The organism is Xanthomonas sp. SHU 199 (assembly GCF_000364665.1).
In the GTDB taxonomy this organism is placed as follows: domain Bacteria; phylum Pseudomonadota; class Gammaproteobacteria; order Xanthomonadales; family Xanthomonadaceae; genus Xanthomonas_A; species Xanthomonas_A sontii.
Window position 1 is genome coordinate 1 of record NZ_AQOI01000238.1, and the last position, 12,989, is coordinate 12,989.

Sequence of the window (12,989 nt, forward strand, 5' to 3'; positions counted from 1 at the left end):
GGCGCCCGGAGGTCAGCGCGATCCTCGCCGGCCAGGTGGTCGGCGTGCGCCGCAAGGGCGACAGCCAGGTGTTCGTGCAACTGGAGGACGGCCGCGGCCGCATCGAGTGCAGCGCGTTCTCCGACGCCATCGCCGAGTTCGGCCACCTGCTGACCCGCGACCGCATCCTGATCGTCAAGGGCGGCGTGCGCGAGGACGAATTCAACGGCGGCTACGCCATGCGCATCCGCCAGTGCTGGGACTACGAGCAGATCTGCACGCACCACGCGCAGCGCCTGTCGCTGCGCCTGGACCTGCGCCAGCGCAGCGCCTGGCCGCGCATCGACGGCCTGCTCGCCCGCCACCGCCCGGGCAAGACCCCCCTGCGCCTGGACCTGCTGCTGCAGTCGGCGCAGGGCGGCATCGCCGGCATGCTCGACCTCAACGGCAGCCATTCGGTGCGCGTGGACCCGCAGCTGCTGGACGCCCTGCGCGGCGACCCGGCGGTGCGCGCGGTGAAGGTCAAATACAACCCGCCATGGGCGAACTGAGCCTGGCGCGCAGCGCGGCGCGCCCGTTGCACATGGCCGAAGGAAGGAGGCCGCGATGAAGACCGTGCTGTTCCCGTTCGCTGCCGCGCTCGTGCTGGCGGCGTGTTCCTCGTCCAAGGTCGACTTCCAGATCGACAACCCCACCGCCGCGCCGCTGTCGATCACGCTCGACGGCAAGACCCTGCAGGTGCCGGCGCAGCAGGCGCAGCCGGTGACGTTGGCGGCCGGCGAGCACCACCTGCGCAGCGAACGCCTGGGCGATGTGCGCTTCATCGTCTACGCCGATACCAGGGGCGGGCTGATCAATCCGACCCTGAGCGAGTACGTGACCGCGAACGCGATCTACCTCACCGGCCCGGACAAGGCGAAGAACTTCGGTTCGATCAACGCGCGGATCGAACTGAACGGCGTCACCTTCGAAGGCCCGTTCAAACAGACCCACGACCTGTTCATCGACAAGGACTGGACCTTCGGCGTGCGCGAGCCGTTCCCGGACGAGCAGGTCGTCGCGCATGTCGATGCCAGCGGCGGCAAGATCTCCAGCAAGATCTTCACTGCGCCGGACTTCATCGCCTACGTCGAGACCGGCATGGGCCAGCCCGGCGCGTTCGAGCGCGCGCGGCCGGGCCGTTACGTGACGCCGCGCTTCGCGCTGGAGAAGACCCCGGCGACGTTGCCGCCGCTGGACCCGGCCTACGAGGCCCATGCCGGCCCGCTGCGCGCGCTCTACGCGCGCCACCTGCGCGCGACCAGCGCCGACGCGCAGCGTGCCCTGCGCAAGGAAGCCTTCCAGGCGCAGATGGCGTTCACCACCGCCACCGCGACGCTGGGCGCCTCGCTGCCGCCCTCGGCCAACGAGGCCTGCAACACCTTCGTGCACGCCTTCGGCGAGCTGACCGGGCGCAGTGCGCTGGTCGTTCCCTGAGCCGCCGCCGCCCCCGGCCAGCCGCGCCCCGCCGGCCTTTCCACACCGGAGCGTACGGGCAGTTGCCGTACATTCGGCTAAGCTTCCCCACCTTTGATCCATCCGACGGCTTCCAATGAACCCGAACTACCTCGACTTCGAGCAACCCATCGCCGATCTGGAAGCCAAGATCCAGGAACTGCGCAACGCCAGCACCGGCCCGGCGGTCAACGTCGACGCCGAGGTGGGTGCGCTGGAGGACAAGCTGCGGGTGCGCACCGCGCAGATCTTCCGCGACCTGTCCTCGTGGCAGATCTCGCAGCTGGCGCGGCATCCGCAGCGCCCGTACACGCTGGACTACATCAACGTGTTCTGCGACGAGTTCCAGGAACTGGCCGGCGACCGCGCGTTCGCCGACGACAAGGCCATCGTCGGCGGCCTGGGCCGCATCGATGGCCGCGCGGTGGTGATCATCGGCCACCAGAAGGGCCGCGACACCAAGAGCAAGATCGCGCGCAATTTCGGCATGCCGCGCCCGGAGGGCTACCGCAAGGCGCTGCGCCTGATGAAGCTGGCCGAGCGCTTCAAGCTGCCGCTGCTGACCTTCATCGACACCCCCGGCGCCTACCCCGGCATCGGCGCCGAGGAGCGCGGCCAGAGCGAAGCGATCGCGCGCAACCTGCTGGAGATGGCCGAGCTGAAGGTGCCGGTGATCTGCACCGTGATCGGCGAAGGCGGCTCCGGCGGCGCGCTGGCGATCGGCGTGGGCGACCGCACCCTGATGCTGGAATACGGCACCTACTCGGTGATCTCGCCGGAAGGCTGCGCCTCGATCCTGTGGAAGGACGCCTCCAAGGCCAAGGACGCCGCCGAACAGCTCGGCCTGACCGCCAAGCGCCTGTCTGCGCTGGGCCTGGTCGACAAGGTGATCCGCGAACCGATCGGCGGCGCCCACCGCAACCCCACGCAGATGGCCAAGCGCCTGAAGGCGGTCCTGCTCAACGAACTGGACGCCCTGGAACAGCTGCCGATCGAGCAGTTGCTGGAGAAGCGCTACGCGCGCCTGCGCAGCTACGGGGCGTACGAAGCGGCCTGATCGCGACACAAGGAAGCGTTGTCCATGAATCCCATCGTCCTGCTGTCGCTGGCCTTGCAGTTGGCCTGCTGCGTGCACGTGGTGCGCAGCGGCCGCCCGCTGTATTGGATCTTCATCCTGCTGATCTTTTCGTATCTGGGGATCCTGATCTACGTGATCGCCGAACTGCTGCCGGAGTGGCGCAACGATCCGCGCGCGCGCCGCCATCTGCGCAAGGTCGGCGCCACGCTCGATCCGAACCGCGACAAGCGCACCGCCGGCAATCGCCTGGAACTGGCCGACACCGTGGACAACCGCCGGCAACTGGCCGAGGTGCACCTGGATAACGGCGAGTACGCGCAGGCGGCCGAGGTGTTCGAGAGCGGCTTGCGCGGCATCCACCGCGACGACCCCGGACTACTGCTCGGGCTGGCCAAGGCGCAGTTCGGCCTGGACCAGCCGGCCGCGGTGAAAGCCACGCTGGACCGTCTGATCGCCGCCAACCCGCAGTTCCGCTCGCAAGACGGCCACCTGCTCTACGCGCGCGCCACCGAGGCGCTGGGCCAGACCGACGCGGCGCTGGAGGAATACGCCGCGCTCGCCGACGACTACCCCGGCGAAGAAGCGCGCGTGCGCTACGCGCAACTGCTGCAGCGCGCGGGCCAGCCCCAGCGCGCCGGCGAAGTGTTCAACGAAGTGCTGAAGCGCTCCAGCCTGGCCCCGCGCTACTACCAGCGCGACCAACGCCAGTGGATCGACCTGGCCCGCAGCGAACTGAAGCAACTCGACAGCCGCAACGCCTAGCTGCTGGCGCAAACCCGGGAAGGGTCGGAAACGGGGACTTTCGAATCCCAAATCCCCAATCCCCGCTCAAAACGGCTTGGCCAGCACCAGCCAGATCACCACCAGCAGCGCCAGCACCGGCACCTCGTTGAACAGGCGCAGCGCGCGCGAGGACGGCAGCGCGCCGGCCTGGCCGACGCGCTTGAGCCAGCGGCCGGTGAAGATGTAATAGGCCAGCATCAGCGCCACCAGGCCGAGCTTGGCGTGCAGCCAGCCGCTGTGGCCGGGCGCGACCATGGTCGGGAAGTCCGGCAGCACCTTGTAGCCCAGCCACAGGGTCAGCCCCAGCAGCAGGGCCAGGCCGAACATCATGTGGCCGAAGCGGTACAGGCGCCGGCCCATCAGCGCCAGGCGCTCCTGCACCTGCGGCTGGCCCGCGCTCTCGGCGACGTTGACCAGGATCCGCGGCAGGTAGAACACCGCCGCCATCCATGCGATCACGAACAGCAGATGCAGGGACTTGATCCACAGATAGAGTTGCATGCGCTGGCTCCGTGTCGCTGGCGTAGGATGTGCGGCCATTTTCGCCGATTCGTCCGGCGCCCGCACGGATCACACGCCCGCATGGACAAACAGTACGACGCCGACTACTTCCAACGCTGGTATCGCCGCGACGGCATCGGCGATGCCGCGCGCCTGGCGCGCAAGGTCGCGCTCGCCGTGGCCCAGGCCGAGTACTACCTGGAACGGCCGATCCGCAGCGTGCTCGACATCGGCTGCGGGGAAGGCGCCTGGCGCGCGCCGCTGCTGAAGCTGCGGCCGAAACTGCACTACCTCGGCTTCGACAGCAGCGACTACGCGGTCGCCCGCTACGGCCGCCACCGCAACCTGCACCCGGCGCGCTTCGGCGATTTCGCCTGGCTGCGGCCGTGCGCGCCGGTGGACCTGCTGGTGTGCTCGGACGTGCTGCACTACGTGCCCAGCCGCGAACTGCGCCAGGGCCTGCCCGGCCTGGTGGAGCTGTGCGGCGGCGTGGCGTTCCTGGAGACCTTCGCCGCCGAGGACGATTTCGACGGCGACCACGCCGGCTTCCAGCCCCGCGCGGCGCGCTGGTACCGGCGCCAGTTCGGTGCGCTCGGGCTGCGCCCGGTGGGCAGTCATTGCTGGCTGGCGCCAGCGCTGGCGGGGGATGCGGCGGCCCTGGAGACGATTGGTCTGGTGCCCCATTAAGGTGCAAACCGCGCGGATGCGTTATGCTGCACGGCAGCATACGCTCAGGATGGAAACACCGGCATGCTCTACCAGTGGCACGAACTGACCCGTAACCTGCTCGCCCCCTGGGTGCACCAGGCCGAAGCCAACGCCAAGATCTTCTCCGACCCCAACAGCCTGTGGTCGACGCTGCCCGGCGCCGAGCGCCTGGCCGCGAGCAACGAGTTGATGCACCGCCTGGGCAAGGACTACGAGAAGCCGGCCTGGGCGCTGGACCATGTCGAAGTCGACGGCCACGCACTGCCGATCGTCGAGCAGGAAGTGCTGCGCAAGCCGTTCTGCCGCCTGCTGCGCTTCAAGCGCTTCAGCGACGACGCCAAGGTCGTGGACGGACTCAAGAAGCAGCCGGCCGTGCTGGTGGTGGCGCCGCTGTCCGGCCACCACGCCACGCTGCTGCGCGACACCGTGCGCACCCTGCTGCGCGACCACAAGGTCTACGTCACCGACTGGATCGACGCGCGCATGGTGCCGCAGTCCGAAGGCGACTTCGGCCTGGACGACTACGTGCGCTACGTGCAGGACTTCATCCGCCACATCGGCGCCGAATCGCTGCACGTGATGAGCGTGTGCCAGCCGACCGTGCCGGTGCTGGCCGCGGTGTCGCTGATGGCCGGGCGCGGCGAGACCACGCCGCGCTCGCTGGTGATGATGGGCGGGCCGATCGATGCGCGCCGCAGCCCCACCGAAGTCAACAACCTGGCCACGCGCAATCCGCTGTCCTGGTTCGAGCACAACGTCATCCACACCGTGCCGCCGGCCTACCCCGGCCACGGCCGCGCCGTCTATCCGGGTTTTCTGCAGCACATCGGCTTCCTGGCGATGAACCCGAGCCGGCATTTCATGTCGCACTGGGATTTCTACGCCAATCTGGTCAAGGGCGACCTGCAGGACGCCGAGGCGCACCGCCGCTTCTACGACGAGTACAACGCGGTGCTGGACATGCCGGCCACCTACTACCTGGACACCATCCGCGTGGTGTTCCAGGAATTCCTGCTGCCGCGCGGCGAATGGGTGATCGACGGCGAACGCGTCGACCCGGCCGCGATCCGCGACACCGCGCTGCTCAGCATCGAAGGCGAACTGGACGACATCTCCGGCCTGGGCCAGACCGCGGCCGCGCAGGACCTGTGCATCGGCATTCCCGCCGCGCGCCGCCAGCACCTGGAAGTGCAAGGCGCCGGCCATTACGGCATCTTCAGCGGCCGTCGCTGGCGCGACATCGTGTATCCGCAGGTGCGCAGCTTCATCGCCGCCAATGCCGGCGCCAGCCGCGCGCCGGCGGCCGGCAACGTCACCCCGCTCAAGCGCCGCGGCAGCCGCAAGGCGGGCTGAGCGGCATCTCGCCCGCGGCGACCACGCCGCGGGCGATCCTGCATCAGGACATCAGGGCGCCTCGCTGCGCACCAGCAGGTGTTTGGCCAGCAGGCCATGCGCCTTGCCGAAGCCGCGCGACAGGTGCAGGGTGACGAAGAACAGCGCTGCGCCCAGCACGCTGGCCAGCAGCAACGGCAGCCACGCCTCGCTGCCGATCCAGTGCAGCGGACCGACATGAACGGTCAGATCCGCGACGTCCGGCGCAAACAGCGCGGCAGGCGCCAGCAGCATCAGCAGCGACGTGCTCAGCAAGGCCGCAAACACCGTGAAGTAGAAGATCCCCAGCGGCAGCATCAGCAGGAAGTACAGCATCGTGGTCCAGGTGCGCGCATCGGTGAACATCTGCCCGATGCGCTGCAGCCACGGCTGTTCGGGGGCGCTGTACAGCGGCCGGCGTGGCATGCGCTCGCCCAGCAGGACTTCCACCACGCGGCCCTCCACCAGCGACAGCAGCCGCACCGACCCGAAGAACAGCACCAACAGCGGCACCCCGACGATCAGGATCAGCAAGCCCGCCGACACGCTGACGCCGGTCACCAGCCAGGTGAAGTAGAAGATGCCGGTGACCAGCGACAGCAGCATGTAGAACAGGCTGCCGTAGGCGCGCGGGTCGGCGACCACGCCGAAGAAGCGCCCGGCCAGCGACTTGCGCTTGGGCGGCGCCGGCGGCTTCAGCGCGCGGCTGACCGTGACCTCGGTATCGCGGTAGATCTCGGCCACTTCCTCCGGCGCGCCGTAGCTGCCGGCGACGCCGGCGATGACCTCGGCCTCGCTCTTGCCCGGCTGCTCGGCCAGCTCCGAGCGCAGGTATTCCTCCGCGTCGTACAGCGCGTCCTGGACCAGCGCGGGGTCGGCGCCGCCCAATGCCGCGCGCAGTTGCGCCAGGTAGTCGGGAATGGTGGTCGGCAAGGGCCGCGGTGCGGTGTGTGCGCTGCTCATTCTGAAATCCCCTTCAGCACGGAATCGACGGAATCGCGGGTGGCGCGCCACGCCGCGGCCCATTGCCGCAGCGTGGAAAGACCCGCCGCGGTGATGCGGTAGTAACGCCGTGGCGGCCCCGCCACCGACGGCTCGACATGGCTGGACAGCAGGCCGGCAGCCTCCAGGTTGCGCAGCACCGGATACAGCGCACTCTGCTTGCCGCTGAGCACGCCCTCGCCCACCTGCTCCAGGCGCTTGGCGATCAGGTAGCCGTACAGCGGCGCCTCGGCCGCGGCCAGCACCGCCAGCAGGGCCAGCGACACGGTGCCGGCACTCAGCTCCTTCTGGAATTTCTTCAGCTGTGCATCCGGCTCGACCATGACGCCCTCGCTAGGTTGAGCTAGATACTAGTACCGAGTTCGACATAGTGATCGTGCCATTGGTCATGCACGCCGCCCAGGCGCCGCGATTGCCGCGGCAAACGTTTCGACAACGTCGCGCGCCCTACACTCGTGACGGTTCCGTTCCACATGCATTCCAGGAGGTATCGCATGAGCCCGTCCCCCACCGAACAGCAACCCGGCCAGGCCACCGACCCGAGCTTCGCCAGTTCCGGCAACCAATACTCCGCTGGCCCGATCAAGCGGGATCCGAACGCTGGCGCAGGCTCCCTCGAGTACAGCCGTACGGTCACCGAAGCCAGGCGTGGCCCACTGGAGTACGCCTTGGTGCAGACCGGCAAGGTCGGCGCCGGCAGCAAACAGGAAGACGGCAAGACCGTGTTCAACGTGGAGATGGAGTTCACCCAGGGCCATCGCATCGAGGGCGCATTCAAGGCCGGGCGCCTGGCCGTCGACGGCAGCCTGACCCAGGCGGTCGGCGAGCGCGGCCGCTACGAGGTGCGCCTGCCCGGCGAGGCCAAGGCCGAAGCCGCTGCCCAGGTGAATCCGTTCGACCCGCAGACCATCCCGGTGGACGGCAGCGTCAAGCTCGATGGCCAGGCCTTCGCCAAGACCTCGATGGAGGCGACGTTTCGCGGCTTGGCGACCTCCAGCGAGCGCACCGATGCGGCCGGCATGAGCTACGCCGTGCAGCGCGTGGACGAGCACAGCGTGCGCGTGGCGGTCGGCCCGACCCAGGCGCTGGAGCGGCTGGAGGCGGTCGGATTCAAGACCGACATCGCCCAGGCCATGCTCGGCCGCCAGGACGCGCTCGGCCAGGCGACCATGCGCACCGCCACCTTCGACCTGCGCGAGCCGCAGGCGCAAGCCGCCTATCGCGACTTCCTGGCCAGCGGCAAGCTCGCCGCCGACGTACCCGGCGTCAGCGACGTACAGAAGGTAGAAAGCCTCACGATGAGTTCGGAAACCCGTGCCCAACTCGGGGTAGGCCCGTTCAAGGCCGAGCTGGGCGGCCAGCGCAACACCGGGGAGAACGTGCGCACCACCTATGCCGACGGCAGCTACAGCCTGGTCGGCAAGGTGCAGTACGCCGGCAACGTGCCGATGACCATGACCCGCCAGTTCGACGCCGCGAACAACGAGCGCGTGGACGAACGCAGCTACCAGTTCAAGTTCGACAAGGTCGACGAGAACCAGGCGCAACTGCTCAACTCGGTGCTCGCCGGCAAGGCCGGTGCCGCGGGTCCGGCGAAGGCCGGCCAGGACCTCACCCTGCACTTCTCCGAGCGGCAGATGGATGCGCTGCGTCAGCAGTACCAGCGCGCAGCGCAGGCCAGCCCGATGACCGCGCACGAGGCGGCGCAGTACGCCAAGCAAAGTCCGCAGGACTTCGCGATCGGCCTGGCGCGCAACCTGGGCAATTCCCAGTACGGCCTGAGCGAGCGCCTGTTCCGCGTGGCCGACAGCGCCGGCGGCACGCCGGGCGGCGATCTGCAACGCATCGACGCCAAGGCCGAAACGCCAGAACAGAAGTCGCCGACGACGCCGACACGCGCCACCGGCAGCGGGCCGGAGCCGCACGCCGCTGCCGACCCGCGGCAACAGGCGATGCAGCAGGCGATCGAGCGCAAGCTCACTCCTTACGACGCCAACGTCGCCAGCAACTTGCTGCTGGCGGCCAGGCGCGACGGCCTGACCCAGGTCGATCACGTGCTGCGCAACGACAACGGCCGCGTGTTCGCGGTGCAGGGCGACCCCAGCGCCGGCGACAAGCGGGTGGCCTACGTGGACGCCGCGCAGGCCGCCACCATCCCGGCGGCGGAAAGTGCCAGGCAACTGGCCGCGCTGCCGCCGCTGCCGAACCAGGCGCCGGTGCAGGACACACAGGAACCGCAGAAGCGCGCGCTGCCGTAGACAGCGCTGTCGGCGGCACGGCGGTCGCGCCATGCCGCCGGCACATTGGCAGCGGCCGCCGCTTCGGTGAGAATCGGGCGCTCACCGACCGGGCCGCCCTCATGCCGCTGCGCACTTCCCTGCTCGCCCTCGCGTTGTCGCTGTCCACCTTCGCCGCGTCGGCCGGGGCACCGCCGCCGGCCGTGCCCTACCGCAGCCCGCAACAGATCCTGGACGCGTCCAAGCCCAGCGACTGGCGCACGCTGGATCCGGCCAACACGCTGTACCTGGAGCTGGACACCGGCCGGGTGATCATCGAACTGGCGCCGGCGTTCGCGCCGCAGCACGTCGGCAACATCCGCACCCTGGCCCACGAGCACTTCTGGGACGGCCTGAGCATCTACCGCTCACAGGACAATTTCGTGGTGCAGTTCGGCGACCCCGACGGCGAGGAGCCGGGCAAGGCCAGGTCGCTGGGCAGCGCCAAGACCCACCTGCCCGCCGAATTCCAGCGCCCGGCCGCGGGCCTGGCGTTCCAGCCCCTGCCCGACCGCGACGGCTGGGCGCCGCAGGTGGGCTTCGTCGACGGCTTTCCGGTGGCGCGCGATCCCAAGGCCGGCACCGCCTGGCTGGCGCACTGCTACGGCACGCTCGGCGCCGGCCGCAACAACGACGAAGACAGCAGCATCGGCGCCGAACTGTACGTGGTCACCGGGCAATCGCCGCGGCAACTGGACCGCAACATCACCGTGGTCGGCCGCGTGGTCAAGGGCATGGAACTGCTCAGCGTGATCCCGCGCGGGCCGGACCCGATGGGCTTCTACGAAAAACCCGAACAACGCACCCCGATCCGCGCCATCCGCCTGGCCAGCGACGTGCCGGAGAACGAACGCACCCCGCTGCAATTGCTGCGCACCGATACGCGCACCTTCCGCGAGGTGGTCGAGGCGCGACGCAACCGCCGCGATGAGTTCTACAAGCGGCCTGCCGGGCACATCGACCTGTGCAATGTGCCGCTGCCGGTGCGCACGCCGCCGAAGTGACGCGTCATGCGCGCGCCGGACGGTGCGCGCTCAGGCGCCGCCGACGCTGCGCCGCTGCGGCTGTTGCGCATGTAGGAAACGGGTGAACAGTTCGCGCGGCTGCTCCACGGCGCATTCGGTCAGCAGCATGGCGATGTTGCCGCGGTGGAAGGCGCCATGCGCGAGCACGTGGAACAGCATTTCCTCTCGGCTCATGCGGCCGGCATCGCCATCGGTGAAACGGAACCCCAGCGTTTGCCGCAAGGCGGGCGCGTCGATCCGGGCGACATAGTCGGCATACCACCGGTCCGATTCGGCCACCGCCGCACCCAGCGCCTCCAGTTCCGGCGTCTGCGGCGTATTGCTCGCGGTGAACGCATGCGTGCCGCCCTCCAGGTGCGCAGCGAAGATCCGGTCCACCACGTAGGTATGGTTCAACAGCCGGATCGCGCGCTGCCGCTGCGCCGGAAACGCCGCACCATCGATCTGCGCCAGCGCCTGCAGCAGTTCGGCGTTGGCCCAGGCCTTGAAGGCGAACTGCGATGCGAGCAGGGAATCTGTCATTGCGTCGTTCTCAGGCAAAGGGGGGACACGGAATTTGCGGCGCGCCGACGTCCTCGCGCACGCCTGCCAGTTGCGCCGCTACCGCGCGCGCTGGCTGAAGGCGACGCTGCCCAGGATCAGCATGCCGGCCAGCAACATGGTCCAGGTCATCGGCTCGCCGAGGATCGCCCAGGCCAGCAACGCGCCGAACACCGGCACCAGATAGGTCACCGTCGACGCGCGCGCCGGGCCGATGCGCTGGATCAGCCGGTAGTACAACAGGAACGCCAGGCCGGTGCAGAGCACGCCCAGGCCGCCGGCGCAGGCCCAGGCCACCGCCGGCACCGGTGCGGCCGGCCAGTGCGTCCAGGCCAGCGGCGCCAGCAGCAACGCGCTGCACCCCAGCGTGGACGCGGCCGCTGCGGCCGGCGGCAGATCGCTCATGTGCCGCTTCACCAGGCTGTAGCCGATGCCGTACAGCAGGGAGGCAGTGGTGCCGGCCAGCGCAGCGGGACCCACGCTGATGCCGGCCGACTTGCCGGTGGCAAGCACCACGATGCCGGCGAAGCCGATCAACAGCGCCAGCGCGCGGCGCGTGCCGATCTTCTCGCCGAAAAACAGGAAGGCGATCAAGGCGGTGAACAGCACGGTCATCGCGTTGCAGATCGCGCCGATCGCCGCCGGCGCATGTTGCGCGCCCCAGGCGAAGAGCAGGAACGGCAGCGCCGAGTTGAGCAAGCCGATCGCCGCCAGGGTCGGCCAGCGCCGCAACGGGAAGCGCGCCCGCGCCAGCCACAGGAACGGCAGCAGCACCGCCGCGCCCAGCGCCAGGCGCAGTTCCACCAGCGCGTAGGCGCCGAACTGCGGCGCGGCCACGCGCATGAACAGGAACGAGCAGCCCCAGACGACGCCGAGGAAACCCAGTTCCAGCGGCGTGCGCCAGTCGCGGGCGGGCGCGCCGTCGGATGCGGAGGCAGCAGCGGCGGAGGCGATGGCCGGCTGCAGGGAAGGATCGGAGGTGGGCATGGAAGAGGCTCGCGGTCGATCGGACACGCGCCGCAGCGGTCGTGCGACGCCACGCATCCGCTGCCGGCTGAGGACGCCGGGCGGCGCCTCCGCGCCGACGCCGCATCACCGCTGCCCGCCGCGCATGTCGTGTTCGGCTGCCAGCATCGCCCTGCGCCACGGGGCCGACAAGCGCGTAGTATCGTCGCGAGCCACAAATCTGCCGCGTGCCTGCTCATGCAACTGCGCCCGTCCCTGCTGCCCGCACTCGGCGTGTTCGCCGCCGCGGCGCGCCACCAGAACTTCGCCCATGCCGCGGAGGAACTGCATCTCACCGCCAGCGCGGTCAGCCACCATGTGCGGCGCCTGGAAGCCCTGCTCGGCGCCACGCTGTTCCAGCGCCACGCGCGCGGGGTCAAGCTGACCGCCGAAGGCAGGCAACTGGCCGATGCTGCCAGCGCGGCGCTGGCCGACATCGCCGCGGTCGCCGGCAACCTGCATCCGCAGGCCGACACGGCGCCGCTGCGCCTCACCACGCTGCGCTCGCTCTCGTACTGCTGGCTGCTGCCGCGCCTGCCGCGCTTCTGCCAGGCCTATCCGCACGTGCGGCTGGACATCCAGACCGATGCGGCGTTCTCGCGCTTCGAGGAGGGCGGCCCGGATCTGGGCATCCGCTACGGCCAGGGCGCCTGGCCCGGCCTGACCTCGCACCACCTGATGGACGACGAACTGTTCCCGGTCGCCTCGCCCGCCCTGCCGCAACTGGCGACGCTGCGCCGGCCCGAGCAGATCGCGCAACTGCCGCTGCTCACCGACATGTCGCCGCAGGGCTGGCGCGACTGGTTCCGCGCCGCCGGCGTGCGCGGCGTGGCGCTGCCGCCGATGCACACCTTCAACGACAGCACCGATGCGATGCGCGCGGCGGTATACGGCGTGGGCGCGGTGCTGGCACGCAAGCACATCGCCCAGCCCTACCTGCAGCGTTACGAACTGGTGCGCCTGCCCGGCCCGGCGCTGACCGCGCGCTATTCCTACTACATCGTGCATCCGACCCACCGCCTGCTCAGCCCGGCCGCCAGCCACTTCGTCGACTGGCTCAAGCGCGAGGCGCTGGACGAGCGCACGCCGATGCCGGCGCTGCCGGCGGAATTGCTCGGGCTGCCGCCGAAGGCGGGTTAGCGCTGGCGTAAGCGCAGGGCACACATGCAGGAACCCGCGGTATCGATCGCGTCGTAGGAGTCAACTGTCATGCACCTGCGATGACAG

Annotated in this window: 14 protein-coding genes; 9 read left to right on the forward strand and 5 right to left on the reverse strand. The window is 69.7% G+C overall.

Annotated elements, in window-relative coordinates:
• From D183_RS24355 to D183_RS0109585, 4 genes are all read left to right on the forward strand, one after another.
• On the forward strand, positions 1-530 hold a 530-nt coding region (locus tag D183_RS24355; RefSeq protein WP_039726798.1), incomplete at its 5' end, for an OB-fold nucleic acid binding domain-containing protein.
• Between the two features lie 55 nt (positions 531-585).
• Positions 586-1,455: a hypothetical protein gene (locus D183_RS0109575; RefSeq protein ID WP_017908797.1), complete on the forward strand. Its 870-nt coding sequence runs from the start codon at positions 586-588 to the stop codon at positions 1,453-1,455.
• A 115-nt stretch (positions 1,456-1,570) separates the two neighbouring features.
• Positions 1,571-2,530 (forward strand): acetyl-CoA carboxylase carboxyltransferase subunit alpha, encoded by a 960-nt coding sequence (locus tag D183_RS0109580; RefSeq protein ID WP_017908798.1) that lies wholly within the window; start codon positions 1,571-1,573, stop codon positions 2,528-2,530.
• A gap of 24 nt (positions 2,531-2,554) precedes the next feature.
• The gene (locus D183_RS0109585; protein WP_017908799.1) at positions 2,555-3,313 is read left to right on the forward strand and encodes a tetratricopeptide repeat protein; all 759 of its coding nucleotides are present in this window, start codon (positions 2,555-2,557) and stop codon (positions 3,311-3,313) included.
• Between the two features lie 66 nt (positions 3,314-3,379).
• On the opposite strand, the gene D183_RS0109590 is transcribed toward D183_RS0109585, so the two are convergent.
• Positions 3,380-3,835 carry a CopD family protein gene (locus D183_RS0109590; RefSeq protein WP_017908800.1) on the reverse strand — a complete coding sequence of 152 codons (456 nt, stop codon included), beginning with the start codon at positions 3,833-3,835 and terminating at the stop codon, positions 3,380-3,382.
• 81 nt (positions 3,836-3,916) lie between these two features.
• Here D183_RS0109590 and D183_RS0109595 point away from each other — a divergent pair, with 81 nt between their 5' ends.
• Both D183_RS0109595 and D183_RS0109600 read left to right on the forward strand, forming a co-directional pair.
• Positions 3,917-4,522: a class I SAM-dependent DNA methyltransferase gene (locus tag D183_RS0109595; RefSeq protein ID WP_017908801.1), complete on the forward strand. Its 606-nt coding sequence runs from the start codon at positions 3,917-3,919 to the stop codon at positions 4,520-4,522.
• 63 nt (positions 4,523-4,585) lie between these two features.
• Positions 4,586-5,896, forward strand: coding sequence for a polyhydroxyalkanoate depolymerase (locus tag D183_RS0109600; RefSeq protein ID WP_017908802.1), 1,311 nt, complete (start codon positions 4,586-4,588; stop codon positions 5,894-5,896).
• A 51-nt stretch (positions 5,897-5,947) separates the two neighbouring features.
• On the opposite strand, the gene D183_RS0109605 is transcribed toward D183_RS0109600, so the two are convergent.
• Both D183_RS0109605 and D183_RS0109610 read right to left on the reverse strand, forming a co-directional pair.
• Positions 5,948-6,877 (reverse strand): sensor domain-containing protein, encoded by a 930-nt coding sequence (locus tag D183_RS0109605; protein ID WP_017908803.1) that lies wholly within the window; start codon positions 6,875-6,877, stop codon positions 5,948-5,950.
• Positions 6,874-7,239, reverse strand: coding sequence for a PadR family transcriptional regulator (locus D183_RS0109610; RefSeq protein ID WP_017908804.1), 366 nt, complete (start codon positions 7,237-7,239; stop codon positions 6,874-6,876). Before D183_RS0109610 ends, D183_RS0109605 begins: the two co-directional genes overlap by 4 nt.
• Before the next feature lie 171 nt (positions 7,240-7,410).
• Between D183_RS0109610 and D183_RS0109615 the strand changes: the two genes are divergently transcribed.
• Positions 7,411-9,174, forward strand: coding sequence for an XVIPCD domain-containing protein (locus D183_RS0109615; protein WP_017908805.1), 1,764 nt, complete (start codon positions 7,411-7,413; stop codon positions 9,172-9,174).
• Positions 9,175-9,275: 101 nt separating this feature from the next.
• Positions 9,276-10,196, forward strand: coding sequence for a peptidylprolyl isomerase (locus D183_RS0109620; RefSeq protein WP_017908806.1), 921 nt, complete (start codon positions 9,276-9,278; stop codon positions 10,194-10,196).
• A 30-nt stretch (positions 10,197-10,226) separates the two neighbouring features.
• Here the strand turns inward: D183_RS0109620 and D183_RS0109625 are convergent, their stop codons facing one another.
• Together D183_RS0109625 and D183_RS0109630 are read right to left on the reverse strand one after the other, a co-directional pair.
• Positions 10,227-10,739, reverse strand: coding sequence for a DinB family protein (locus D183_RS0109625; protein ID WP_017908807.1), 513 nt, complete (start codon positions 10,737-10,739; stop codon positions 10,227-10,229).
• A gap of 78 nt (positions 10,740-10,817) precedes the next feature.
• Complete coding sequence (locus tag D183_RS0109630; RefSeq protein ID WP_017908808.1) at positions 10,818-11,744, reverse strand: DMT family transporter; 927 nt, start codon at positions 11,742-11,744, stop codon at positions 10,818-10,820.
• Positions 11,745-11,960: 216 nt separating this feature from the next.
• Here D183_RS0109630 and D183_RS0109635 point away from each other — a divergent pair, with 216 nt between their 5' ends.
• Complete coding sequence (locus D183_RS0109635; protein ID WP_017908809.1) at positions 11,961-12,902, forward strand: LysR substrate-binding domain-containing protein; 942 nt, start codon at positions 11,961-11,963, stop codon at positions 12,900-12,902.
• Positions 12,903-12,989 lie beyond the last annotated feature (87 nt).